The organism is Streptosporangium sp. OZ121 (assembly GCF_051918885.1).
Taxonomy (GTDB): Bacteria; Actinomycetota; Actinomycetes; order Streptosporangiales; family Streptosporangiaceae; genus Streptosporangium.
The window spans coordinates 24738-48122 of the sequence record NZ_JBPXMC010000005.1; the positions used below are offsets into that span (position 1 = coordinate 24738).

The 23385-nt window shown below is 72.0% G+C and carries 22 protein-coding genes; 11 read left to right on the forward strand and 11 right to left on the reverse strand.

Going from position 1 to position 23385, the window contains the following annotated elements; all coding sequences use genetic code 11:
- Nucleotides 1-39: 39 nt before the first annotated feature.
- On the reverse strand, nucleotides 40-798 hold the full coding sequence (locus ACTOQ1_RS12195) for a DeoR/GlpR family DNA-binding transcription regulator (protein WP_440066596.1): 759 nt from the start codon (nucleotides 796-798) through the stop codon (nucleotides 40-42).
- Between the two features lie 57 nt (nucleotides 799-855).
- On the opposite strand from ACTOQ1_RS12195, the gene ACTOQ1_RS12200 reads away from it, so the two are divergent.
- Nucleotides 856-1875 carry a helix-turn-helix transcriptional regulator gene (locus ACTOQ1_RS12200; protein WP_440066598.1) on the forward strand — a complete coding sequence of 340 codons (1020 nt, stop codon included), beginning with the start codon at nucleotides 856-858 and terminating at the stop codon, nucleotides 1873-1875.
- A gap of 163 nt (nucleotides 1876-2038) precedes the next feature.
- Here the strand turns inward: ACTOQ1_RS12200 and ACTOQ1_RS12205 are convergent, their stop codons facing one another.
- Nucleotides 2039-3406, reverse strand: coding sequence for a S41 family peptidase (locus ACTOQ1_RS12205; RefSeq protein ID WP_440066600.1), 1368 nt, complete (start codon nucleotides 3404-3406; stop codon nucleotides 2039-2041).
- 88 nt (nucleotides 3407-3494) lie between these two features.
- Between ACTOQ1_RS12205 and ACTOQ1_RS12210 the strand changes: the two genes are divergently transcribed.
- Together ACTOQ1_RS12210 and ACTOQ1_RS12215 are read left to right on the forward strand one after the other, a co-directional pair.
- Nucleotides 3495-4148, forward strand: coding sequence for a response regulator transcription factor (locus ACTOQ1_RS12210; protein WP_440066602.1), 654 nt, complete (start codon nucleotides 3495-3497; stop codon nucleotides 4146-4148).
- Nucleotides 4145-5290, forward strand: a complete 1146-nt coding sequence (locus ACTOQ1_RS12215) for a sensor histidine kinase (protein ID WP_440066604.1) — start codon at nucleotides 4145-4147, stop codon at nucleotides 5288-5290. Before ACTOQ1_RS12210 ends, ACTOQ1_RS12215 begins: the two co-directional genes overlap by 4 nt.
- A 157-nt stretch (nucleotides 5291-5447) precedes the next feature.
- Here ACTOQ1_RS12215 and ACTOQ1_RS12220 read toward each other — a convergent pair whose 3' ends face one another.
- The 3 genes from ACTOQ1_RS12220 to ACTOQ1_RS12230 all read right to left on the reverse strand — a co-directional run bounded on the left by ACTOQ1_RS12220 (nucleotide 5448) and on the right by ACTOQ1_RS12230 (nucleotide 7586).
- Complete coding sequence (locus tag ACTOQ1_RS12220) at nucleotides 5448-6479, reverse strand: aldo/keto reductase (RefSeq protein WP_440066605.1); 1032 nt, start codon at nucleotides 6477-6479, stop codon at nucleotides 5448-5450.
- A 125-nt stretch (nucleotides 6480-6604) separates the two neighbouring features.
- Nucleotides 6605-7039, reverse strand: a complete 435-nt coding sequence (locus ACTOQ1_RS12225) for a PPOX class F420-dependent oxidoreductase (protein WP_440066607.1) — start codon at nucleotides 7037-7039, stop codon at nucleotides 6605-6607.
- Between the two features lie 145 nt (nucleotides 7040-7184).
- The gene (locus tag ACTOQ1_RS12230) at nucleotides 7185-7586 is read right to left on the reverse strand and encodes an SDR family oxidoreductase (RefSeq protein WP_440066608.1); all 402 of its coding nucleotides are present in this window, start codon (nucleotides 7584-7586) and stop codon (nucleotides 7185-7187) included.
- A gap of 162 nt (nucleotides 7587-7748) precedes the next feature.
- On the opposite strand from ACTOQ1_RS12230, the gene ACTOQ1_RS12235 reads away from it, so the two are divergent.
- Nucleotides 7749-8282 carry a MarR family winged helix-turn-helix transcriptional regulator gene (locus ACTOQ1_RS12235; protein WP_440066610.1) on the forward strand — a complete coding sequence of 178 codons (534 nt, stop codon included), beginning with the start codon at nucleotides 7749-7751 and terminating at the stop codon, nucleotides 8280-8282.
- A gap of 73 nt (nucleotides 8283-8355) precedes the next feature.
- On the opposite strand, the gene ACTOQ1_RS12240 is transcribed toward ACTOQ1_RS12235, so the two are convergent.
- From ACTOQ1_RS12240 to ACTOQ1_RS12250, 3 genes are read right to left on the reverse strand one after another with little or no spacing between them, the layout of a single operon-like run.
- Nucleotides 8356-8988, reverse strand: coding sequence for a maleylpyruvate isomerase family mycothiol-dependent enzyme (locus ACTOQ1_RS12240; RefSeq protein ID WP_440066612.1), 633 nt, complete (start codon nucleotides 8986-8988; stop codon nucleotides 8356-8358).
- Nucleotides 8989-9046: 58 nt separating this feature from the next.
- Nucleotides 9047-10342 (reverse strand): RNA polymerase sigma factor, encoded by a 1296-nt coding sequence (locus ACTOQ1_RS12245; RefSeq protein WP_440066614.1) that lies wholly within the window; start codon nucleotides 10340-10342, stop codon nucleotides 9047-9049.
- Nucleotides 10343-10344: 2 nt separating this feature from the next.
- A complete protein-coding gene (locus ACTOQ1_RS12250; RefSeq protein WP_440066616.1) occupies nucleotides 10345-10692 on the reverse strand; it encodes a YciI family protein in 348 nt (115 codons plus the stop codon).
- Between the two features lie 536 nt (nucleotides 10693-11228).
- On the opposite strand from ACTOQ1_RS12250, the gene ACTOQ1_RS12255 reads away from it, so the two are divergent.
- The 3 genes from ACTOQ1_RS12255 to ACTOQ1_RS12265 all read left to right on the forward strand — a co-directional run bounded on the left by ACTOQ1_RS12255 (nucleotide 11229) and on the right by ACTOQ1_RS12265 (nucleotide 14110).
- Nucleotides 11229-12248, forward strand: coding sequence for an LLM class flavin-dependent oxidoreductase (locus ACTOQ1_RS12255; RefSeq protein ID WP_440066617.1), 1020 nt, complete (start codon nucleotides 11229-11231; stop codon nucleotides 12246-12248).
- A 476-nt stretch (nucleotides 12249-12724) separates the two neighbouring features.
- Nucleotides 12725-13273 carry a hypothetical protein gene (locus ACTOQ1_RS12260; RefSeq protein WP_440066619.1) on the forward strand — a complete coding sequence of 183 codons (549 nt, stop codon included), beginning with the start codon at nucleotides 12725-12727 and terminating at the stop codon, nucleotides 13271-13273.
- A 15-nt stretch (nucleotides 13274-13288) separates the two neighbouring features.
- Entirely contained in the window at nucleotides 13289-14110 is an 822-nt protein-coding gene (locus ACTOQ1_RS12265) for a hypothetical protein (protein ID WP_440066621.1), read from the forward strand.
- An 85-nt stretch (nucleotides 14111-14195) separates the two neighbouring features.
- On the opposite strand, the gene ACTOQ1_RS12270 is transcribed toward ACTOQ1_RS12265, so the two are convergent.
- Together ACTOQ1_RS12270 and ACTOQ1_RS12275 are read right to left on the reverse strand one after the other, a co-directional pair.
- Nucleotides 14196-14600 (reverse strand): ATP-binding protein, encoded by a 405-nt coding sequence (locus ACTOQ1_RS12270; protein ID WP_440066623.1) that lies wholly within the window; start codon nucleotides 14598-14600, stop codon nucleotides 14196-14198.
- 245 nt (nucleotides 14601-14845) lie between these two features.
- Entirely contained in the window at nucleotides 14846-16360 is a 1515-nt protein-coding gene (locus tag ACTOQ1_RS12275) for a M1 family metallopeptidase (protein ID WP_440066625.1), read from the reverse strand.
- 637 nt (nucleotides 16361-16997) lie between these two features.
- Here ACTOQ1_RS12275 and ACTOQ1_RS12280 point away from each other — a divergent pair.
- Nucleotides 16998-18923 (forward strand): amino acid transporter, encoded by a 1926-nt coding sequence (locus tag ACTOQ1_RS12280; protein WP_440066626.1) that lies wholly within the window; start codon nucleotides 16998-17000, stop codon nucleotides 18921-18923.
- On the opposite strand, the gene ACTOQ1_RS12285 is transcribed toward ACTOQ1_RS12280, so the two are convergent.
- Nucleotides 18821-19834: an EamA family transporter gene (locus tag ACTOQ1_RS12285; protein ID WP_440066628.1), complete on the reverse strand. Its 1014-nt coding sequence runs from the start codon at nucleotides 19832-19834 to the stop codon at nucleotides 18821-18823. The two genes, ACTOQ1_RS12280 and ACTOQ1_RS12285, sit on opposite strands and share 103 nt — an antisense overlap.
- A 38-nt stretch (nucleotides 19835-19872) precedes the next feature.
- On the opposite strand from ACTOQ1_RS12285, the gene ACTOQ1_RS12290 reads away from it, so the two are divergent.
- The 3 genes from ACTOQ1_RS12290 to ACTOQ1_RS12300 all read left to right on the forward strand — a co-directional run bounded on the left by ACTOQ1_RS12290 (nucleotide 19873) and on the right by ACTOQ1_RS12300 (nucleotide 23069).
- Nucleotides 19873-20376, forward strand: a complete 504-nt coding sequence (locus ACTOQ1_RS12290) for a MarR family winged helix-turn-helix transcriptional regulator (RefSeq protein ID WP_440066629.1) — start codon at nucleotides 19873-19875, stop codon at nucleotides 20374-20376.
- 519 nt (nucleotides 20377-20895) lie between these two features.
- Nucleotides 20896-21975 carry a ribosome small subunit-dependent GTPase A gene (gene rsgA, locus ACTOQ1_RS12295; protein WP_440066631.1) on the forward strand — a complete coding sequence of 360 codons (1080 nt, stop codon included), beginning with the start codon at nucleotides 20896-20898 and terminating at the stop codon, nucleotides 21973-21975.
- The gene (locus tag ACTOQ1_RS12300) at nucleotides 21972-23069 is read left to right on the forward strand and encodes a GNAT family N-acetyltransferase (RefSeq protein ID WP_440066632.1); all 1098 of its coding nucleotides are present in this window, start codon (nucleotides 21972-21974) and stop codon (nucleotides 23067-23069) included. The genes rsgA and ACTOQ1_RS12300 overlap by 4 nt, the downstream gene beginning before the upstream one ends.
- The last annotated feature ends 316 nt before the right edge of the window (nucleotides 23070-23385 follow it).

A 23385-nucleotide genomic window follows, 5' to 3' on the forward strand; every position in this document is an offset into this window, starting at 1 on the left:
GCGGATTCCGGCCGGACGCCGCGAACCAGGTGGTGTGACTCAGACGGTGCGGACGGCGACGCCTGCCGCGATCATGGCGTCGTGCTCGGCGGGGGGCAGCGCGGTGTCGGTGACGACCATGTCGAGGCGGTCCAGCGGGCAGACCGCGCCGAACGCGGTGCGGGTGAACTTGCCGGAGTCGGTGGCCACGATCACGCGCCGGGCGGAGGCGATCGCCGCCTGTTTGACGGCGACCTCGGAGAGGTCGTGGGCGGTGAGGCCGTGCTCGGCGGACAGGCCGCAGCAGCCGATGACCGCGGTGTCGAAGCGCAGGGAGCGGATGGCGTTCTCGGTCAGCGGGCCGGCGAAGTTCAGCTCGCCGGGGCGGACCTCGCCCCCGGGGAGCACCAGGCGGATCCGGGAGGCCGCGCTGAGCTCGGTGGCCGACTGCAGGCAGAGCGGCAGGACCGTCAGGCGGCGGTCGCGGATCACGCGCGCGATCTCCAGGGAGGTGGTGCCGCTGTCGAGCAGCACGGCCTCCCCGTCGGCGAGCAGGGCCGCGACCTCGGCGGCGATCCGCCGCTTGGCCTCCACGGCCTCGCGCTCGCGCACCCCGAAGGGCGGCTCGTCCCCGCGCAGCAGCAGGCTCACCGCGCCGCCCCTGACCCGCCTGACCACGCCCTGCTGGGCGAGCTCGTCGAGGTCGCGGCGGATGGTCATCTCCGACACGGCGTGCTCGACCGCCAGCTCCGCGACCGAGACCGCGTCGCTGGCCTGCAGCGCCGACATGATCGCGCGAATGCGATTGTTGCTTTCCACATGTTCATTTGAACATGGGTGATGTGAGGTTGGCAAACGTGCGGGACAATGGCCGTCATGCGCGCGAGTCGTCTGCTCTCACTCCTGCTGCTCCTGCAGACCCGGGGGCGGATGACGGCCACCGAGCTGGCCGGGGAGCTGGAGGTCTCCGTCCGCACGGTCTACCGCGACGTGGAGGCGCTGTCGTCGGCCGGGGTGCCGGTCTACGCCGACCGGGGCCCCGTCGGCGGATACCGCCTGCTGGACGGCTACCGCACCCGGCTCAACGGCCTGACCGCCGCGGAGGCGTCCTCGCTGTTCCTGGCCGGGCTGCCCGGTCCCGCCGCCGACCTGGGGCTGGCCGAGGTCGCGGCCAACGCCGAGCTGAAGATGCTCGCCGCGCTTCCTCCCGAGCCGCGCTTCCACGCCGCCCGGATGCGCGAGCGCTTCCACCTGGACGTTCCCGGCTGGTACCGCGACGCCGACCCGGCCCCCTTCCTCGGGGAGGTCTCCGAAGCGGTGTGGGAGCAGCGGCCGCTGCGGATGACCTACCGGCGCTGGGGCCCCCGCGACGTCGAGCGGCTGGCCCACCCGTACGGGCTGGTTCTCAAGGGCGGGGCGTGGTACATGGTGGCGGTCGCCGGAGAGGGAGGGCCGCGCACCTACCGGGTGTCGCGGATCGTGAGCGCCGAACTCGCGCCGGGGCACTTCGAGCGTCCCGCCGACTTCGACCTGCCCGTCTTCTGGCGGGAGTACGCCGCCGACTTCCGCGAGCGGATGCACACCGGCGAGGCCGTGGTGCGGATGGCGCCCGGCACCGAGGGGATGCTGAGTCACACGGTGGGCGCCGAGGTCGCCGAGGCCGCGCTCGCCGAGGCGGGGCCGCCCGACGAGCACGGCTGGGTCGTGCTGCGCCTGCCGACCGAGTCCACCCGGCACGCCCACTGGCAGCTGCTGCGCCTGGGCGCCGACATCGAGGTGCTGGAGCCGCCCGAGCTGCGCGAGCAGATGGCCGCCACCGTCGCCGGCCTCGCCGCGCTGTACGGCACAGGCACAGGCACAGGCACAGGCACAGGCGCCGGCACGGCCTCAGGCTGACGCCGGCCTGTCTCGCGTTCCCGGCCGGACCGTCCGGTTACGGCGTCTCGGGTGCGCGCGGCCTCGCGCGCACCTCCGGAGGGCGGGCGGATCTCGGTCCACCGGAACGGACCCGGCGACAACCGCCGTGGGGGTGGTCCGCGGGCGCCCGCGGACCACCGGACTACAGGAGCGAGAGCGCCTTGGCCACGCCCGGGTCGCGCCCGGTGGCCAGGTCGAGGGCGGTCAGGGGAGCGTGGTGGTCGACCGGCACGCCGATCGTGTCGATGATCTCGCGGTCGGGGCCGAGGTGCCGGACCCTGGGCAGCAGCAGGACGCTGCCGTCGTCGAGGAGGAACGCGGCGGCGGGACCGGAGACGGCCCCGGCGGTGCGGGTCCCCACGAGAGTGCCCAGGCCGTTGCCCCTGACGGCCGCGCTGAAGTCCTCGCAGGCCGAGGCGCACCCGCGGTCGGTGAGGACGACCAGGCGCAGGCCGAGCAGCGGAACGCTGTCGTCGGTCCTGTTGGGCACGCAGTCGCCCCTGGGCGGGCAGAAGTAGCTGGTGACCTTGCCGTGCGCGAACGCGCCGAGCAACCGCGTCACCTCGCGAGGCGATCCGCCGCCGTTGCCGCGCAGGTCGAGGACGACCGCCTTCGGCTTGCCCCCCAGCTTGGCGATGACCTGGTCGGCGGCGCCCTCGTAAAATCCGGGCAGCTGGACGTACGCGACGCCGCCGGGAAGCCTCTTCGACGTCACCGCCGGAGGCTGCCGGGTGATCGCCCCCTCCTTGAGGTCGATGGTGCGCGTCCGTCCCGTCGTGGGGCGCTTGAGGGTGATCCGTACCGCGCCGGAGGCGATGACGTCGATGAAGCTCTGGTTCACCTTCTCCCCGACGAACGGCGGCATTCCGTTGGCCTCGACCACGATGTCGCCGGGCCTGACACCGGCCTTGGCGGCGGGGCTGCCGGGCAGGACGCGGGTGATGAACAGCGGCGGCCGGGCCGCCGGGTCGAGTTCCCGGCCCCGGACGGCGGAGGCGCCCGCGATGCCCGTCCCGACGGGACCGCCCTCCGGCGGCGGGGACGGCCTCTCCCAGCGGGCGTGGTTGTCGTGCAGCCCGGCGACCATGCCGGTGATCGCGGCGCGCAGCGCCGCGGGGTCACCGGTGCCCAGGACCTTCGCGAAGGCGGCCCAGTCGGTGTCACGGCCGCCGGTCAGCGCGGGCAGCTGGAGATCGGCCCGGTCGGCGCCGCGCCGCATCAGGGCCTGGGTGTAGGCGGCCAGGGCGTTCTTCAGCAGCTCTCTCGAATCCAGGGCGGGGCCGCCGTAGTAATTGTCCAGCACGCAGAAGTACGCCTGCCGGAGCGTGTTCACCGAGGTCGGCGGCGCCGATTCCGGCGGCGGAGCCGTGGCGGGCGCGCAGTCCCCGTCCGGGGCGGCCGGTGAGGACGAGGACGTCGGCCGGGGCGACGGGTCCGCCGCGAATGCCGGGGCGGGCGCGGACAGGGAGCAGGCCGTCACCAGGACGGCCGCGCAGAGGGTTCTGATCATGAACGTCAGCGTGGCCGGAAGCGGGTTTCGCGGCGGTGAACGGATCGGTTAACGCCGCTGTTACCCCCGTTCGAGTAAGAACGTCGGCATGCGGGTTCTGGTGGCCGAAGACGAACGTGACCTGGCCGATCTCGTGGCGATGGGACTGCGCCGCCACGCCATGGCCGTCGACGTGGTGTACGACGGTGCCGCGGCGGCCGAACGGCTGGCGCTGCACGACTACGACGTCCTCGTGCTGGACCGGGACCTGCCCAGGCTGCACGGCGACCTCGTGTGCGGTGAGCTGGTGGCGCGCGGGAGCCGTACGCGGATCCTGATGATGACGGCGGCGGCGTCGGTGCCCGAGCGGGTGGAGGGTCTCGGGATGGGCGCCGACGACTACCTGCCCAAGCCGTTCGACTACGCCGAGCTGGTCGCGCGGGTGAAGGCGCTGGGGCGGCGCAGCCGGTCGCCGGTACCGCCGGTGCTGGCGCGGCACGGGATCGTGCTCGACACCCACCGGCTCCAGGCGTCGCGGGACGGGCGGCACCTGCACCTGTCGCTCAAGGAGTTCGCCGTCCTGGAGGTGCTGATGAGGGCGGACGGCGCTGTCGTGAGCTCCGAACGGCTGCTCGAGGAGGCCTGGGACGAGAACGCCGACCCGTTCACGACGGTGGTGCGGGTCGTGGTCAGCCGCCTGCGGGCGAAACTGGGCGACCCGCCGTGCGTCCAGACGATTCCCGGCGCGGGGTACCTGCTGTGACGACGGTCCGGGTACGGCTCACGCTGGCCTACTCCGGGCTGTTCCTGCTGACCTCGGTCATCCTGCTCGTCACGGTCAACCTGCTGCTGGGCCAGACGCTGCGCACGCGGATCGCACGGTTCCCGGTGCCGGCGCCCCCCGCGCCGGTGGCACCGGTGCCGGGGATGCCGGCGGATCGGCCGATGCCGGTGCCGTTGCCCGACCTGGTGGACGACGTCATCGGCTACCAGTGGGAGGTGACCGCGCTGACGGTCGGGATCCTGACGGTGGTGTCGGTGGTCGTCGGATGGCTGGTCGCCGGGCGGATCCTGCGGCCCGTCCACCGGATCACCGCCACCGCGCGGCGGTTGTCCCTGTCGAACCTGCACGAGCGGATCGCGCTCACCGGGCCGAAGGACGAGCTGAAGGAACTGGCCGACACGTTCGACGCGATGCTCGACCGGCTCGAACGCTCGGTCGAGGGGCAGCGGCGGTTCGTCGCGAACGCCTCCCACGAGCTGCGCACCCCGCTGGCCGTCCAGCGGGCGGCGATCGAGATCGGCCTTCCCGAGGACGTCGGCGAGATCCGCGACAAGCTCCTGTTCCACAACCGCCGCACCGAGAACCTCATCGACGCCCTGCTGGTCCTCGCCCAGGCGGAACACGGTCTGGAAAGGCTGAGACCGGTGGCCCTGGACCAGGTGGTACGCCTCGTCCTGGCCGAAGAGGGCTCCGGCGACATCACCGTGACGGCACGGACGGAGCCGTTCGTCGTCCACGGCGATCCGATCCTGCTGAACCGGCTCGTCACCAACCTCGTCGACAACGCGGTCCGCCACAACCGTCCCGGCGGAACCGTCGAGGTGACGCTCGCCGACGGGGTCCTGACCGTCAGGAACACCGGCCCCGAGGTGCCGGAGGAACGTTTCGGCGACCTCTTCGAGCCCTTCCGGCGCCTGCACACGACCCGGGAGCAGGGCGCCGGGCTCGGGTTGTCGATCGTCGCGTCGATCGCGAGGGCGCACGGGGCCGGCGTGCGGGCGAGCCCCAACCCGGGGGGCGGGCTGGAACTCGTCGTGGCGTTCGCCGGACCCCGGGACCGGAGGCGGGAAACCCCGCCGGGCCGAACCGAACCCGCCCGCCGTACGCCGTGGCGGACATGATGACGCGCGTACTCGCCGTTGCCGCGGGAGCGGCCGCGCGCCGGGGCGGCCGTCGAGGACGACAGCGGCTTTGGACGTGGTGGCCGCTACGCGGCCCGTACCGGGCGGGCACCGCCGGCCCGGAGACCTACGGCCCGGAGACCTACGGCCCGGAGACCTACGGCCCGGAGACCTGTGAGCGGACGCGGGGCTGCGTGGGCGCCTCGCCGAACACCCACGGGTCGGCCTCGCACTCGGCGATGAAGTCACCGGGGAATCCCACCTCGAACCCCGTCGCCGACTCCAGGCGCCGGACCGCCTCCTCGGGGAGGACGACGTCGATCGCGCCCAGGTTCTCGGTGAGCTGCTCGACGTCTCTGGCGCCGACGATCGGGTGGACGGCGGCGAAGCGGGTGCGGGTCCAGGCGATCGCCACCTGGGCCGCCGTGACGCCCAGGTCGCCCGCGACCTCCCGTACGGCACCCGCGACCGCGTGGTCCCGCGCGGTGAGGGAGCCGGGATCGACCCGGGTGGCCCCCTCCGCGGCCGCCTGGCCGGTGAACTTCCCCGACAGCACGCCGCCGGCGAGCGGCCCCCACGCGGCCACGCTCATCCCGAACGCCTCGGCCATCGGCAGCAGCTCCCGCTCGACGTCGCGCCTGAGCAGGTTGTACGGCACCTGCAGGCCCGCGAACGGCGTCCAGTCCCGCCACTCCGCCAGCGTGTTGGCCCGGCTGATCAGCCACGCCGGGGCGTTGGAGATGCCCACATAGAGGATCTTCCCGGCGCGCACGGCGTCGTCCAGCGCCCGCATCGTCTCCTCCACCGGGGTGTGGCGGTCCCAGATGTGCACCCAGTGCAGATCGATGTGGTCGGTCCGCAACCGCCGCAGGCTGCGTTCCAGCGACAGGGTGAGGTTCTTGCGGTGGTTGCCGGCGGCGTTCGGGTCGTCGCGGTCGCGGGAGAGCGTGTACTTGGTGGCGACGACGAAGCGGTCGCGGCGGCCGGTGAGGAGCTCGCCGAGGATCTCCTCGCTCTCGCCGTACGCCGAGGCGGTGTCGATGACGTTGCCCCCGGCGTCGGCGTAGGTGTCGAGCATGGCCCGGTACTCCTGCGGCACGTCGGAGCCGCCGCGCTCGTAGAAGGTCATCGCGCCGAAGAACAGCTCGGACACCCGCAGCCCGGTCCGGCCCAGTGGTCGGTAGCGCAAGGAAGGTCCTTTCCGGTGGTCGGTTGGTCGTGGAGGCCGCGCTCGGAGGCCCCGTGACCTCGGGGTCCCGCCGGAACCGGGCCGGGGGCTTCGTGCGGCTTCGTGCGGCTCCGGGCAGGGTCGCTTCAGGCCACCTCGCGCGCCGACATCTCGAAGGAGCCGTTGCCGATGCCCCACGTCAGGATCCGCCGCGGGCGGATCAGGATCCACGCGGGGTCGAAGGGGAACGGCGCGTCGAGCCGCTCGCCCACCTGCTCCCCGCCCTCGGCGTACGTCTCCGCGTACCCCCGGATCTCGATCCCGCGCGGTGTCCACGGGTCCACGGCCGCGAGGTCGTCGACGACGAACGACACGTCCGGGTGGTGCCACGCGTCACGGAACTTCTTGCTTCCCGCCATGCCGGAACCGGCGACCCCGCCGATCACGATCGCCCCGGCCTCGGGATCGTAGATGACCCCCACCGGCCTGACCGCCGGTCTGCCGTCGCGGCCGACCGTGGCGAGGCGTCCCAGCGGCTGGCTGGTCAGGTACGCGATTTCGCCGTCGGTGAATGCGCTCATGGGGTCGAGCCTGGCAGCCGGGGCCGCGCCCGGGGAGGCCGCGGTGAGACCAGCCCCGGCAGGGCCACGATCCCGGCGCCGCGAGGAGGGGGTGACCCGCGCGTGCGGCGGCCGGGGACCCCCTCCCCCCGGCGGGAGGCGGACGTCAGTTGCCTCCGGCGACGTGGACCACGCTGCCGGTGATGTTGCCGTTGGTCGCGGACGCGAGGTAGAGGACGATGCCGGCGACGTCCTGGGGCGTGGAGATGTGACCGGCCGGCCCGCCCCTGTTCAGGAAGCGCTTGATCTCCTCCGCGGACCTGCCGGCGAGATCCTGCCTGAACTCCTCGGGGACCCGCGCGAGGAAGCCCCTGGTGGCGGTGGGGCCGGGGGCGACGACGTTGACGAGGACGCCCTCCTGCGCCACCCGGTGCGCGCCGTCCCTGTTGCGGTGGTACGTGATCGCCACTCTGGCGCCCTCGGCCGCGAACGCGGCGGCGAGGTGAGCGCCGATCGAGCCGCTGCCGCCCGTGACGAGGACGACCTTCCCGGCGAGACCGAGATCCATGTCCACACACTCTTTCTAGGGACTTCCGCGCTCGCTCACTCGCACCTCCTTGGGAAGACCCGGATCCCGGGAGTCGCCTCGGCGGGGCCCGGGAGGGGCGTGTTGCCGGGAAGATCGGTATATGATTCGATCATCGAAAAGTCTAGTAGTTAGAAATTTTAAATGACAAAAGAAAATTGGAAGTCCCTGGTGGACGAGGTCCAGGTGGCCATGATGGAGCTGCAGAACGTCTCGGACGCGGTGGACGAGGCCGCGGCGGCACGCCTGGGGATCAACCGGACCGACATGCGCTGCATGGGGTGCGTGTTCGCGCTCGGTCCGATGACGGCGGGGGAGCTGGCCGTGGCCGCGAAGCTGTCCCCCGGCGCGGCGACCATCGCCATCGACAGGCTGGAGCGGGCGGGGTACGCGCAAAGGGTCCGGGACCAGCGGGACCGGCGACAGGTGCGGGTGGTGCCGACGCCCCAGGCCGAGCGGGCCGCCCAGGAGATCTGGGGTCAGCTGAGCGAGGAGGACGAAGCCGGGCTTGCCGGTCACACCGAGGAGGAGCTGGTGCTCATCCGGGACTTCCTCCGGGCCACCGTCACCCGGCACGCCCGCCAGGCCGACCGTATCCGGCACGGGCAGGTCATCTCCGAAGAGACCGGCGCGCCGGCGGCGCCGGCGGCACCGGGGGCCGAACCCTCCCGGCCGTGACCCCCGGTGACCCCCGGCGCGCCCCCGTCGACAGAGCCCCCGTCAACGGAGCTCTCACCTACGGAGCTCTCACCTACAGAGCGGCCGCCACCCGCTCGACACCCGGACCGGACAGGCCCGCGAGCCCCGCGGCCCGCCCGGTCGCCAGCAGGAGGAGATCGCCCGCCGGGCCCCGGACCTCGTCCGGGCCCTCGCCCGCCGACCAGTCCAGGTCGGTGGCGACCAGTCTCGTGCCCCGCAGGCGCTTGGGGGCGCCGTAGAAACCGGTCCCCAGGACGCGGCCGAGCCCCGCGACCGCCCGTTCGGCGGGCATCTCCCGCACGCGCCCGAGCGGGCGCGCGACGTCCTGCCCGTGCACCAGCACGTCGACGAGCGTGTCCAGCGGACGGGAGCCGAGCCCGCGGCGTCGTGAGCCGGCCGTCCCGCGGAGCTGCGCGACGAGCTCCGCGGGCCCGAACCTGGCCGCCCGGTCCCGCGCCTGGTCGGCGAAGACCCGGTTGATGTCGCCACGCGTCCGGATCACGCCCCTGAGCGTGTCGAGGAACAGGGTGTGCGTGGACAGCGTCATGTGAGCGGCCACGTCGTGCACCGTCCAGCCGGGGCACAGGGAGGCCACCGCCCATTCGTGGTCGTCGAGCTCGTCGAGCAGGGCGGCGAGGCCGAGCCGTTCGTCCGCTGTCCAGGAAAAGATCTCTTCGTCGTCCATGTACGGCTCTTCTCGCTCGTGTGCGTGGGTGACGACGACGGCCGGGGAGGTCCCGCCGTCATGCGCCGGCCGTGCCGCCGGGATCGGATGTCTCGACCGCGCCGAGCCTGCGCAGCAGGTGCGCCCGTTCGGGGTCGGTGCCGGCCAGGTCGAGCGCCTGCCGGTAGGCCGCGGCGGCCTCGGGGAGGCGCCCGAGCCGGTGCAGCAGGTCCGCCCGTGCCGTCGGGTAGGGGTGGTGGTCGCGCAGCCGGGGCTCGCCGGCCAGCTCGTCGAGCAGTGCCAGGCCCGCCTCCGGCCCGTCGCGCATCGCCACCGCCACCGCCCGGTTCAGCGCGACCACCGGGGACGGCACGAGGGCGAGCAGCACGTCGTAGAGGGCCACGACCTGCGGCCAGTCGGTGGTCGCGACGTCCGGGGCCTCGTCGTGCAGGGCGGCGATCGCGGCCTGCACCCCGTACGGGCCGGGCGGTCCGCCGGTCAGCGCGACGAGCACCAGGTCACCGCCCTCCTCGATCATGGCGCGGTCCCACCGGCCGCGGTCCTGGTCGTCGAGCAGCACCAGCTCGCCGCCCGGGCCGGTGCGGGCCTCGCGCCGCGCGTGGACCAGCAGCATCAGCCCGAGCAGCCCGGCGACCTCCCGCTCGGCGGGCAGCAACCGGCGCAGTATCCTCCCCAGCCGGATGGCCTCCTCGGCGAGGTCCAGCCGCTGCAGGTCCGGGCCCGAGCTGGCCGCGTAGCCCTCAGTGAAGATCGAATAGATGACCTGGAGCACCCCTGGCAGGCGCTCCGGCAGTTCGTCGGCACCGGGCACGCGGAACGGGATGCGGGCCTCGCGGATCTTCTTCTTCGCCCGCACGATCCGCTGGGCCATCGTCGCGGACGGGACGAGGAAGGCCCGCGCGACCTCGGGCGTCGTCAGCCCGGCGAGGCAGCGCAGGGTCAGGGCCGTGCGATCGTCGGAGGGAAGGGCCGGGTGGGCGCAGGTGAAGAACAGCCGCAGCCGCTCGTCGGGGAGCTCGCCGTCCGCGTCCGCGGGCGGGGCGGGGTCGGCCCGGTCCGCCTCCACCTGCAGGACGGCGAGCCGGGCGGCGTAGGCCCGGTCCCGCCTCAGCCGGTCGACGGCCCTGCGCCGCGCCGTCGTCAGCAGCCAGGCCCCCGGCCTGAGCGGCACCCCCTCGACCGGCCAGTGCACCAGCGCCGCCTCGACGGCCTCGGAGGCGACCTCCTCGGCCAGGTCGAGGTCGCCGAAGCGGCGGACCAGGGAGGCGAGCAGCCGGCCGCGTTCCTCGCGGAACACCGACTCCACGGACGACCTGGCGTCGCCGGCCCGCTCGCCCGCCTCCCCACCCCTCACCGTCAGACCTCGAACTCGTCGATCGGCCGCACCACGACCGATCCGCCGTAGCGCGCGCCGGGGCAGCGGGCGGCCCAGTCGAGCGCGACGTCGAGGTTCGGCACGTCGATGACGTCGTAGCCGCCGAGGATCTCGCGGGTCTCGGCGAACGGCCCGTCGGTGGTGACGATCCGCTCGCCCGCCGGGCCGATCCGGATCGTCGTGGCGGTGCTCACGTCCTTCAGCGCGTGCCCGGAGACCAGGACCCCCGCCTCCTTCAGCGCCTTTTCGTAGACCACCCACTCCTGGAAGTCGCACTGGTCGTCCCCGTCGGCCGTCGCGGCACCGTACATCAGCAATATGTACTTCACGGTCTGGCTCCTTCGTGTTTTCGCTCGGCGGGCTGCCGTACACCATGACGACGAACGAGGCGCGGCCGGATCGACACGCCCCGAGGATTTCCCGGAGATTCCCTTCGACCTCGCCGCACGCGAGAAGGGGCTCCGGCCGGGGACGGTGATCGCGGTCGGCTTCTGGCCGTGTCCGGCAGGTCATGCTCGTTGCAGTTCAGGCGTTGACGACCACCATCTTGCCCCCCGGCCTGGCCGGCCTCACCTTGACGGATCCGGCACGTGATCTCTAGCCTCGCGAAGCGACCGGCCGGACACGAGATCCCCGAACGAGCGCTCCTCGTCGGCGTCCTGCCGCGGAACCGGCCGGAAAAGGTCGCAGAAAAAGGGAGTCGCGCGGCCTTCTTCGCGCCGCGACGGGTCAGAGGGAGGGCCTGCGAGATGTCGGTATCTCCGGTAGGCGGGCGGGAGCGGGAGTCCTTCACCCGGCGGGGGAGGCGGGCCACCGGCCGGGCGGGCGCCGGGACCCCGCCCCCACGTGAGAGAGCGTGAGCAGGATGCGGATCGGAATCTTCCTGGTCGCGGCGGGTTTCCCCGGCAGGCCTCAGGGACAGGTGCTGCGTGACTGCGTGGAGGCGATCGAGGTCGCGGAGGAGGCGGGATTCGACGACGCGTGGATCGCCGAGCACCACTTCATGTCGTACGGGGTCTGCCCGTCGGCGGCCACGCTGGCGGCCGTGGCGCTCGGGCGTACGCGGACGATCGGGGTGGGGACGGCGGTGAGCGTGCTGTCCACGCAGCACCCGGTGGCACTGGCGGAGCAGGCGGCGATGTTGCACCACCTGTCCGGCGGGCGTTTCACGCTGGGGGTCGGCAGGGGCGGGCCCTGGGTCGACCTGGAGGTGTTCGGTACCGGACTGGCGAGGTTCGAGCGCGGCTTCGCCGAGTCGCTCGACCTGCTGTGCCGGGCCCTGGGGCGGCGCACGGTGTCGGCCGAGGGGGAGTTCTTCCGTTTCCGCGAGGTCGCGATGGTGCCGGCGGCGTCGATGCGGCCCGTGGTGGCGTGCACCTCGCCGGAGACGGCGCGGCTGGCGGCCGGGCGGGGGCTGCCGATGCTGCTCGGCATGCACATGGACGACGAGGGCAAGGCGGCGATGCTCGCCGGGTACGACGCGGCCCGCCCGCCCGCGCCGCCCCACCCACCGGAAGCGGACGCGGGTGTGGGTGCGGTACGGCACGTGGCCGCCGTCGTCGGACACGTGGCCGACTCGACGAGGGCGGCCGTGCGGGAGGTGAGGGCCGCCATGCCCCGCTGGCTGGAGCCCGGCCTGGCCGGGTACGTGCCGGTGGACGGCCGGCGGCGGCCCGTGCGGGACGTGGGGGAGTACGTCGACTTCCTGACCGGTGTCCATCCGGTGGGGGACGCCGGCCACTGCGTGGAGACGATCCGGCGCACCCGCGAGGTGACCGGGCTCGAACACCTGATCCTCATGGTCGAGGGTGCGGGCGAGCACGCCCGCACCCTGGAGAACATCCGCCGGCTGGGCGCCGAGGTGCTGCCCGGACTCGACGGCTGACACCCGGCGGCCGGGACACCCGCCGGGCTCGCGACGAAACTCGACGGCCCATGGCGATCGCCGGCCCCGGCGGGTACGGATCGCGAATTTTTGATCTACATTGTAAAGCCGGGCGGCTGTCGTCCGAAAACGTCCCACAAAGAAACAAAAACAGCTCCCCGGGGTCCGAAAATTCGCCGCGCGGAATCCCTTTCTCCATTTCCATCCTTCGAATAATCGCCATGAAATGGCCGACAAGGTGATTCTCCTGCCGCTTACCAGGATGTATGCGAAATCACATGTCGTATGCCAACAAAACGCCGCCAAATGATTTTAATTTTCTTGACACGGCGGAATGGCGATGACACTTTTACTTACGCTCGGCGCGCCGCTCCAGGTCAGCGCCGTGCGCGTTCTCAACCGCCGTCAGGGGCGCGCCCGTCAGGGGGCGCGCGGAAACCCCTGATCCCGCTCGACCCAGCTCGGAGGTGCGGTTCATGCGTAACCCTTTTCGCAGGATCTCCACAACGGCCGGCATCGTGGGCGCGATGCTTCTCGCGATGTCCCAGACCTCGGCGATCGCGGTTCCGGAGAGGTCCGCCCCGCCGCCCGCCCCCGTTCCCACGCCCGCCCCCGCGGGCGGCGAGGCGAGTTCCAGGAACTCGGGTTCCCCGGAGAACGGCCGGGCGCCTTCCGCGGTGTGTTTCTTCCAGACCATGGGCGACTACGTCCACATCTCCGGGTCCGCCTTCGAGGCGTCCGGGCACGGCTGGTGGATCAACGGCAACTGCAACGCCACGCTGGCGATCGTCACGGTCCAGCTGCAGCAGTACTACGCTGACGGCACCTGGAGAAACGCCGGTACGGCGGGCAGCGCGACGGTGAGGTCCGGCGGCGGGGCCGGCAACCGCGCGACCGGGCGCGCGGTCTGCACCAACGGCAGCCTGACGGGGTGGCGCAGCGTCGTCGACGTCGACCTGGTCGGCCTGGCCGACGACCCGGGCAAGCTCTTCACGCCGGGGCAGAACATCTACTGCAGGCGATGACGCGAGAGGGGCGACGTGAGTATCAGACCCGACGGCACCATGCTCGCGGCTCTGTACGGCGAGCTGGTGGTGCACCCGTGGCGGGATCCTCTCGTCGCCTCCTCGGACGCCTACAGCCTGTTCGTCGCGAGGTCGTCCGCGATGGGATGGCTCACCGAGGCCGAGGAGAACGCGGTCGGCGGCCTCTGGGGGATGAACGACGCCGGGTACGACCCGGCGTCGGCTTCGGCCTCGCGATCGCGGCCGGCACGCGTGGCGTGGTTTCAGGTGTCGCTGACCGGAGCGGTCCCGGACGGCCGGCCGTTGCCGGTGCAGGCGTTCCTGTCGTGCGCGGACGACGTCGTGGCGCGTATCGGCACCGCTCACCTGCGGGCGGTCCAGCTCCTGCTGCCCGTGCAGAGCCTCGACGCGCCGGTGGGCGCGTCGTCGCGTGCGGGCGCGGTGATGACCCTGCTCCAGGACGCGGGCTGGTTCGCCGACGGTGATCCGCGCCTGAGGGTGCGGGTGCGGGTGACGTTGGACGGCGGGCAGGATCCGTCCGTCCGCTCGGCGGCGCCCGGGATACTCCGGTGGGTGCGGGAACTCGATCAGGACGTCTTCTGGTGCGACGCGGTCTCCGTGACGGACGACGACGATCTGGTCCTGGAACCCGCCGTCATCGACGAGGTGTGGCTCGGGCCCGCTCATCACCGGGTCACCTTCCACGGCACCCTCGCCGAGTGGTCGCTGGACGCGCTGGGATGGCTGGCCGCCTTCCTCGCCGACGCGAGTTCCCGGCACGGGGTCGATACCCCGTTGATGCTCACGGCCGGCCGCTTCGCGGAGCCTGATCCGTGAAGCGGCTGAGTCCGGGGGCGGTCCGTGCGCGGGCACGGGCTCGCCGGGTGCGCGAAACGGCGGGCGCCGCCGCGGGCGCCGGCCGCTATCCGGCGCCGGAGGTGGCGTGCAGGCGCATCCGCAACCGGACGCGGGACCGGCCACCGCTGTGGCAGATGGTGAACTCGTCGCAGAGCCGGCCCATCAGCCACAGCCCGAACCCGCGGACCGCGCCCGGGCCGGGCCGGTGGCGGTCGGCCTGGTCGGGGGTGAGGCGCCCGGCGTCGTCGACGACCTCGACGACGAGGTCCGCCTCGTCGCGCCAGACGCTCACGCTGCCGGCCGCGTCGCCGTGTTCCAGCACGTTGATGACGGCCTCGTTGGCCGCCAGCAGCAGGTCGTCGCGTCGCGTCCCGGCCAGCCCTACCTGGCTCATGTGGCGGTACAGATGCCGGCGCAGGCCGATCAGGTCGGTGCTGATCGGCCAGTGGCCCCGCTGATCGGTGTGCATGTCCGGTCCCCTTACGTGAGTGCCGTCTGTGGCGTTCAGCGGGGGGCTACCGACGTGTCCGCCAGGATCAGAACGGTCGCTGTGAAAGTTGTGAAGGGGTACTACCCGCTCTGACCTGCTCAATCATCGATCGGCGGTGGGAGCGCTCCATCCCCAGGTGAGGTGGTCCGGATCGTGCCGGTGCCGCCGTCGCCCCCGAGGCTGACGGCGGCACCGGCGGGTGTGGGGGCTTGTGGGGAAGCCGGTCACGCCCTGGGCTTCCAGTCCGGGTGGCCCGGCATCGGCGGAGTCCGCGCGTTGTGGATCCAACCGTTGACGTAGCCGGTCAGATCCTTGCCGCTCACCCGGTTGGCGACCTCGATGTAGTCCCGGGTGTCGGCCGAGCGGCCGCGGAACTCGGCGAAGAAGGTCTTCTCGATCCGCCGGAAGGTGTCCTGGCCGACCATCTCCCTCAGGCCGAACAGCATCAACAGGCCCGCGGTGTTGGTGCCGACCAGCACGTCCCGCGCGTGCTTCATCTTTCCCGGGGGGCCCGACTCGGCGCGCTTGTCCCCGTCGAAGTCGTAGCGGGCGCGCAGCCCGCGCGAGGGGTCGTCGAGGTCGCGCCAGCCCTTCTCCGCGGCGTACAGGAGCTGGTAGAACTCGGCGTGGCCCTCGCTGATCCACATCTGGTTCCAGTCGCGCACCGCGACGGCGTCGCCGAAGTACTGGTGGGCCAGCTCGTGGACCATGGTGATCGCGTCGTCCTGGGTGTCCTGCGTGGTCACCCGGCCCTGGCGGTCGGTGCCGGTCAGGCTTTCCACGGCGTAGGTGGAGATGGTCGCGCTCTCCAGGGCGACGCCGTTGTAGCCGCCGGGCACGCCGAGCACGCCGTAGGTCTCGAAGGGGAAGGGGCCGACCTGCTTTTCCATCCAGGCCATCTGGTCGGCGATGCCGTCGATGAGGGCGCGGGTCCTGGCGGCCTGTGCGGTGGCGACGTGGCTGCGCAGCGGCAGGCCGTGCGGCCCCGTGCCCTCGATCAGGGTGAAGCGGCCGACGGCCGCCTGCACGACGTGGGTCGGGATGGGGTCGCGGGTGGTGAAGACGTGGGTGACGCGGCCCGCCTTCTCCGTCCGTGAGCGGAGCGTTCCGTTGGCGACCGCCTGCAGGCCCTTCGGGGTGGTGATGCGGAAGGTGACCTTCGCCTTGTCGCCGGGATGGTCGTTGCCGGGGAAGTACAGGTGAGCCCGGTCCGGCTGGCCCATGACCGCGAAGCCGTCCTTCTTGTCGACCCAGGCGGTGCGGTGCGGTTTCTCGTCCTTGGGGAAGGCGGGGGACTGGGGGTTGGCGGCGCGGTCGACGCGGTAGGAGACGTCCACGCGGAACGGCCGGCCTCGGGGCAGCACTCGCCCGGGTGTGATCAGTAGTTTCTCTCCCGCGACGCGGAAGCCGGCGGGGCGGCCCTCCACGGTCACCTTGGTGATCTTCTCCACCGCCGCGTCCAGGCTGAAGCCGGACAGGGCGTGCGTCGCGGTGGCCCTGATCCTCACCGAGGCGTCCATCTTCGTGGTGCCGTCGCGGTAGTCGTAGCTCACGTCGTAGGAACCGACGTCGTAACCGCCGTTACCCAGGTAGGCGAAGAGCGGGTCGCCCGCGCTTTGCGCGCCGCGTTTGGCGGGCGCCGGCGATCCGGCCGGCGCGCTCGCGCCACCGCATCCGGTCAGCGCCGTCGCGAATGCGGTGACCGTGGCCAGCGCGCTGGTCATTCGAAAAGGGAGCATGGCCATCATTGTTCGCGAATCGGACATCGATCCCGTCGAGGCCGCGTATGTGTCGGCGCTCGGTCACGTATCGGCCGGGTATCCGCCGTCCCCGGCCGGGGCGGTGCGGCAGCCGGCCGGTCGTGTGCCATGAGGGTTGCCGGAGCGGGCAGGCGCATCGCGGCGGCCCCGTAGCGGTGCCGCACCAGCGGGGCACGACGGCCCGCGCCCGAGTGCGGTAGGGCGGATCTGCTCGAATTCGGATGAACAGGCGTCAAGAACGCGTATGGATCCGCATGATTTTCTAGGCGCCCGGCGGCCGGACCGGTAGGGAGTATGGGGTGTCTTGTCTTCCTCTCCGGCGATCCCTCCCGGTTCCTCCCCGCCCGGTTCCTCTTCCGCGGCGAGGCGTCCCGGCCGCGCTCCGCCGTCCGGGACGCCTCACAGTTCCCTCGCCGGCCGGTGGCCGGCGGCCACGCCACCCCCGTACCGGACGTCCCTCCCGGCGGACGTTCCCCGGTCACCCGCTCTGATCTCGCGGCCGCGGGACGCGGGCGGCAGGGACCGGACATCGGCACCTGGCGGCCGGCGGCGCGACAGCGCGCCGTCCACACCCGTCAGGAGCAGGGCAACGACGTGAGCGCAGGGAGAGGAAACAGTGGCAGGTACGTCGGCATCGGCGCGGGCGGACTCGGGGCTGCGGGGGTGGTTACTGCATGGGCTGCAACGCTCCGACCCCAGGACCAGCGGCCCGCACCACGAGGAACCGCCAGAGCACCGGCATTCCTGGTGGCAGGTGATGTGCCTGACCGGGGTGGACTACTTCTCCACCCTGGGCTACCAGCCGGGCATCGCCGCGCTGGCCGCCGGCGCGCTCAGCCCGCTCGCGACGTTGCTGCTGGTGGCGCTGACCCTGTTCGGCGCGCTGCCGACCTACCGGGCGGTGGCCGGGCAGAGTCCCCACGGGCTGGGCTCGCTGTCGATGCTGGAGCGGCTGCTGCCCGGCTGGCGCGGCAAGTTGCTGGTGCTGTTCCTGCTCGGGTTCGTGGCCACCGCCTTCATCGTGACCATCACCCTGTCGGCGGCCGACGCCACCGCTCACATCCTGCACAACCCCTTCGTGCCGGAGTTCCTGTCCGGCGGGCAGGTCCCGGTCACCCTGGCGCTGATCGCCGCGCTCGGCGGGGTGTTCCTGGTCGGGTTCAGCGAGGCCATCTCGATCGCCGTCGTCCTGGTCGCCCTCTACCTGGTGTTGAACGTGGTCGTCCTGGGCACGGCCCTGCACCGGGTGCTCGCCGACCCCGCGCTGGTCACCGGCTGGGGTGAGGCGTTGGCGGCCGAGCACTCCAGCCCGATCGCGATGGTCGCCGTCTCGCTGTACGTGATGCCCAAGCTCGCCCTGGGCCTGTCGGGTTTCGAGACGGGCGTGGCCGTGATGCCGCTGGTCAAGGGGGACCTCGTCCAGCGGATCGGCGGTGCGAGGAAACTGCTGACCACCGCGGCGGTCATCATGAGCGTCTTTCTGATCACCTCGAGCTTCGCCACCACCGTGCTCATCCCGGCCGGTGAGTTCGCCGAGGGCGGTGCGGCCAACGGGCGTGCCCTGGCCTACCTGGCGCACGAGTATCTGGGCGACGGGTTCGGCACCGTCTACGACCTGTCCACCATCGCGATCCTGTGGTTCGCCGGAGCCTCCGCGCTGGCCGGGCTGCTCAACATCGTGCCGCGCTACCTTCCCCGCTACGGCATGGCCCCCGACTGGTCGCGCGCCGCCCGGCCGATGGTGCTGGTCTTCACCGCCATCTCCTTCCTCATCACCCTGTTCTTCGGCGCCGACGTGGAGTCCCAGGGCGGCGCCTACGCCACCGGCGTGCTCGCGCTGATCCTGTCGGCCGCCGTCGCGGTCACCCTGGCCGCCTGGAACGACGGCCGCACCCGCGCGGCGGTCTCGTTCGGGATCATCACGCTGATCTTCGCCTACGCCACCGTCGCCAACATCGTCGAACGCCCCGACGGCCTGGTGATCGCCCTGCTGTTCGTGCTGGCCATCGTGATCACCTCGCTGATCTCCCGGGCCACCCGCTCCACCGAGCTGCGCGTCACCAAGGTCACCCTGGACGACCTGGCCCGCCGCTACGTCAGCGAGTCGGGGGAGATCCGGCTGATCGCCAACGAGCCGCACGCGCGCGACTGCAAGGAGTACGTCGACAAGGCCCGCGAGGCCTGGGAGCTGCACCGGCTGCGCACCGGCGAGGGCCTGCTGTTTTTGGAGGTGAGCGTCTCCGACGCCTCGGAGTTCGCCGGTGAGCTGCGCGTCGTCGGTGAGGAGCGCCACGGGTTCCGCATCCTGCGGATGGAGAGCCCCACCATCGCCAACGCCATCGCCGCCCTGCTGCTGTACCTGCGTGACCAGACCGGCAAGACCCCGCACGTCTACTTCCACTGGGCCGCCGAGGGCAACCCGGTCGGCGCGTTGCTGCGCTACCTGGTCTTCGGCGGCGGTGACATCCCGCCGCTCACCCGCGAGGTGCTGCGCCAGGCCGAGCCCGAGACCGCACGCCGTCCCCTGGTCCACGTCGGCTGACGCCGGCCCCGCCCCCCTGCGGTTTCCGAAGGCCGCCTGCGGTCTCGCAGGAGGGCGGCGAGGCGGGCCGCGGCGGGCTGGCCGAGGAGGATTCCGAGGAGGACCAGGGCCAGCCCGCCGAGCTGCCGCGCGGTGAGGGCCTCTGCGGCGACCGTCGTGCCGAGCAGCACCCCGGTCACCGGGTTCAGCAACCCGACGAGGCCCACCGTTGCCGCCGGCAGGTGCCGCAGTCCCGAGAACCAGGCGGCGAAGGCGAGGGCCGTCGCGACGACGGTGACGTAGCCGAACCCGAGGACCGCGGGTGCGTCCAGCGCCGGCGGCGGCCCCTCCAGCGCGGCGGCGAAGGGCAGCAGGACCAGCCCCCCGGCGATGAGCTGCCAGGAGGCAGACGACAGCGCGCCGGCGCCGGTGGTCCATCGCTTGGCCAGCACGTAGCCGAACGACGACATCACCATGGCCGCGACGGACGCGAGCACGCCGAGGGCGTCGACGGCGGCCGCGCCGGTGAACAGCATGAGGCACACCCCCGCGATGCCGACGCCCGCCCCGGCCAGGTGGGCGATCCGCGGCCGTTCGGCGAGCATCGACCAGGCCAGGAGCATCATCACCACGGGCGACATCGCCATGATCGTCGAGGCGACGCTCGTCGGCAGCAGCTGGGCCGCGAGATAGACCAGCGCGAAGAACGCGCTCATGTTGAGCGTTCCGAGGACGAGGGACTTCCACCACCACGAGCCGCGAGGGAGCCTTCTGCTCAGCAGGAGGAGCAGGAGCCCGGCGGGCAGCGCCCTGACGGCCGCGCCGTACAGCGGGTAGCCGGGCGGGAGGAACTGCTGGGTGACGAAGTAGGTCGTCCCCCACGCGACCGGTGCCGTCGCCGTGACCAATGTCCAACGAAAGGTAGCTTCCATGGAAGGAATATAGCTTCCTTAGAAGCTATATTGGGGGCATGAGCGAATCCCTGGATCACGTCGCCCGCATCCAGCGGGAGTGGGCCCGTGAGCGACCGGATGTGGATGTGAGCCCGCAGGGGGTGATCGGGCGCCTGCACCGGCTCGCCGGACACCTCACCGAACAGCTCTGCCTCGTCTACCGGCGGTACGGGCTCGGGGAGGGGGAGTTCGACGTCCTGGCCACCCTGCGGCGCGCAGGGGCGCCCTTCGAGCGCGCCCCCGGAGAGCTCGCCGCCTTCACCATGGTCACCACCGGCGCGATGACCAAGCGCATCGACCGGCTCGAACGCGACGGGCTCGTCACCCGCCGTCCGAGTGAGAGCGACGGCCGGGGGCGGGTGGTCGCGCTCACCGCCGCGGGCAGGGAGCTGATCGACCGGGCGTTCGCCGAGCACATGCGCAACGAGCGCCGCCTCCTCGACGAGCTGTCTCCCGAGGAGGCGGCCCTTCTGGAGGCGCTCCTCACCACCTGGCTGGCCCGTTTCGAGGCGCCCCAATAAATAAATCTACAATGTAAAGGCGCTCGACTAGTGCCAAGATCATTTACAGCGGACTAAAGACTCATCACCGAAAAACGGGGCGGCCCGATCGCCGGTTGTAGCGTGGAGCCGCGGCGGTCACCGCGATCCGGGAGGCCTGGTGCGATACGACGACTGGGGGAGCGTTCGCCGCGCTGGGCGGGCATCCGCGGTGAGATGGCCGACCTCCAAGGGCACCCCGGTGCACCTCCTGCGCACGCGGGGGACGCGGGAATGCCACTCGGCCCAGCGCGGGAACCCGTGACAGGGCATTCTGCTGGGAGTGCTAGGCTGCTGATCGTTGGCTGTTGGATTTCCGGATGAGAGGGAGGTGAGGTTTGATGACCGCGGTGAAGACCGCTGCTGTGTGCAGCGCCCGGACATTCCTCACGTCCCGGGCCCCGGTCTGACCCACTTCTTACCCTCGCCGTGAGCCGTCCGGCTTACGAGGCAGGGTAGTGTCTGCGTCTCGTCGGGGCCCCTTCCCCAAGGTGTCTCACGTTGCCAAATCTCTTCACGGATCCATTCGACGTCGGCCTGACCCGGTACGGATGGACGGAAACACTCGACAACGCCTTCGCCGAATACCGCGGGGCCGGTCTGGTACCGGCCCGGATCGCACGGGTGGATCGTGGCCTGTGTGACGCGGTCACCGAGTCCGGCCCGGTGCGGGCCGCCCTCACGGCGCTGTACTCTCCCGACCCGCTCCTGGCGCCCTGCACCGGCGACTGGGCCGCGCTGCGGCCGGGCGCCGAGCACCTGGTGGCGCTGCTGCCGCGGCACGGCGCGATCGTGCGCTCGTCGGCGTCCAGGTCCTCCCACGGACAGGTGCTCGCCGCCAACGTCGACACGGTCGTCATCGCCCTGTCTTTGGCCACGCCCCTGGAGGCGGCCAAACTGGAGCGGCTGCTCGCCCTGGCCTGGGAGAGCGGGGCACAGCCGGTGATCGTCTTGACCAAGGCGGACCTAGCCCACGATCCCGAGGCCGTCCACGCCGAGGCCGAAGCGCTGGCACCCGGCGTGGACATCCTGGTCACCAGCGTCGCCACCGGTCACAACATCGACGTGCTGTCCGCGATGGTGCACGGCACCACCGTGCTGCTCGGCCCCTCGGGCGCGGGCAAGTCGACCCTCGGCAACACGCTGCTCGGCGAGGAACTGCTGGCCACCGGCACGGTACGCGAGCAGGACGGCAAGGGCCGCCACACCACCGTCCGCCGCGAGCTGGTTCCCCTGCCCGGCGGCGGGGTCCTCATCGACACGCCCGGCCTGCGCGGGATCAGTCTCCATGACGCCACCGACGGCCTGGAACAGGTCTTCGCCGAGATCGAAAGCCTCGCCCGGGACTGCCGCTTCGGCGACTGCTCCCACAACACCGAACCGGGTTGCGCGGTTCAGGCCGCCATCCAGGCGGGCGAGCTGACCGAGCGCCGTCTGGGCAGCTACCGCAAGCTACAACGCGAGAACGCGTGGGCGGCCTCGCGCACCGATGCTCGGCTACGCGGCGAGCGTACCGACCGGCAGAAGGCCATCACCAGCCATCTGCGCGCCACCTACAAGTTCAGGGACCAGCAGTCATGACCGACCGCATCCCGTCAACGCCGCAGATCCACCCGCCGGCCGAGTGCACTCCCGGGCCGGACCGTTGCCCGCAAGCAACAGCCACCGCCGCGAGCGGCGCCTCTCACGACACGATCACCGGTCCCGTCGTGACGGCGTTGTTCGCCCTGCACCACGGCCTGCCTCGCCAGGGTTCCGGCTTCGACGCGACCACCCGCCGCCTGCTCGCCCTGGCCGGACCGCTTCCGCCGCGTCCGCGTGTGCTGGACATCGGCTGCGGGCCGGGTCGCTCCGGCTTGGTGCTGGTCGCGGGGGCCGCCGCCGAGGTCACCGCGGTCGACCTGCACCAGCCGTTCCTCGACGAGCTGGCGCGAGCCGCCGCCGCGCTGCACCCGCTCCCCGACGGCGACTGGTTCGAGGAGTACTACACGCCGCTGTCGGAACGAACCCACGTGGCTGACCCGACCGTGGCCGGGGTGCGCGAAGCGGTCGCGGCCACGCCGCAAGAGATCACCATGCGCTACGAGCAGGGCACTGACTACCAGTGCACCGGCTACGTCCTGCGCCCCCAGGCAAGCACAGAAACGGACGCGAACACTCCCATGGCCACTTCCTGGATCACCCGCCCCGAGACCGCCGCCGACCGTACCCAGATCCGCGAGGTCAACCTCGCGGCTTTCCCCACCTCTCATGAGGCCGACCTGGTCGAGGCGCTGCGCGCCGACCCGCAGGCGTGGATTCCCGGCCTGTCCTGGGTCACCGAGGCGCCCGACGGATCCATCGCCGGGTTCGCGCTGCTCACCCGCTGCCACGTCGACGGTTTTCCGGCCCTCACTTTGGGCCCGTGCGCCGTGCGGCCCGAGCGCCAGCGGCGCGGCGCGGGTGCCGCCGCCGTCCACGCCGTCCTCGACGCCGCCCGTGGGCAAGGCGAGAACCTCGTGCTTGTGCTCGGCCACGCCGAGTACTACCCCCGCTTCGGCTTCGTCCCGGCCTCCAGCCACTTCATCCGGCCGCCTTTCGATGTCGAGGACAAGTACATGATGGTGCTCGTCTTCGATTCCTCCCGGCCGGTGCCGGCCGGCACCATCCGCTACCCGGCGGCGTTCGGAGTCTGACTCAGGCCCTTCGGGACGAGACCACGGCCATCCAGAGGTTCGGTGCTCTCGGTGACTCCTGGCCTACAGCTGTTCTGTCCTTGTGACGCGCCTACCCGGCCGGCCTTCGTGGCGGGGGGCCTGCCAGCGATGGAAACCCGATCGCTGGCAGGCCGCCCGCCATTCGGCCTTGAGGGCGCGCACCGGCCGTGAGCAGCGTGTTCTGCTGACGACCGGTTCCGTGTCCTGCCCCTGCAACGGCCCGCGCACTCGGCTTCGGATGCGTTCTCGGACCCGTTCGCGGGGCCGTGGGTGGCCGCACCACGGGGCCGGTGTT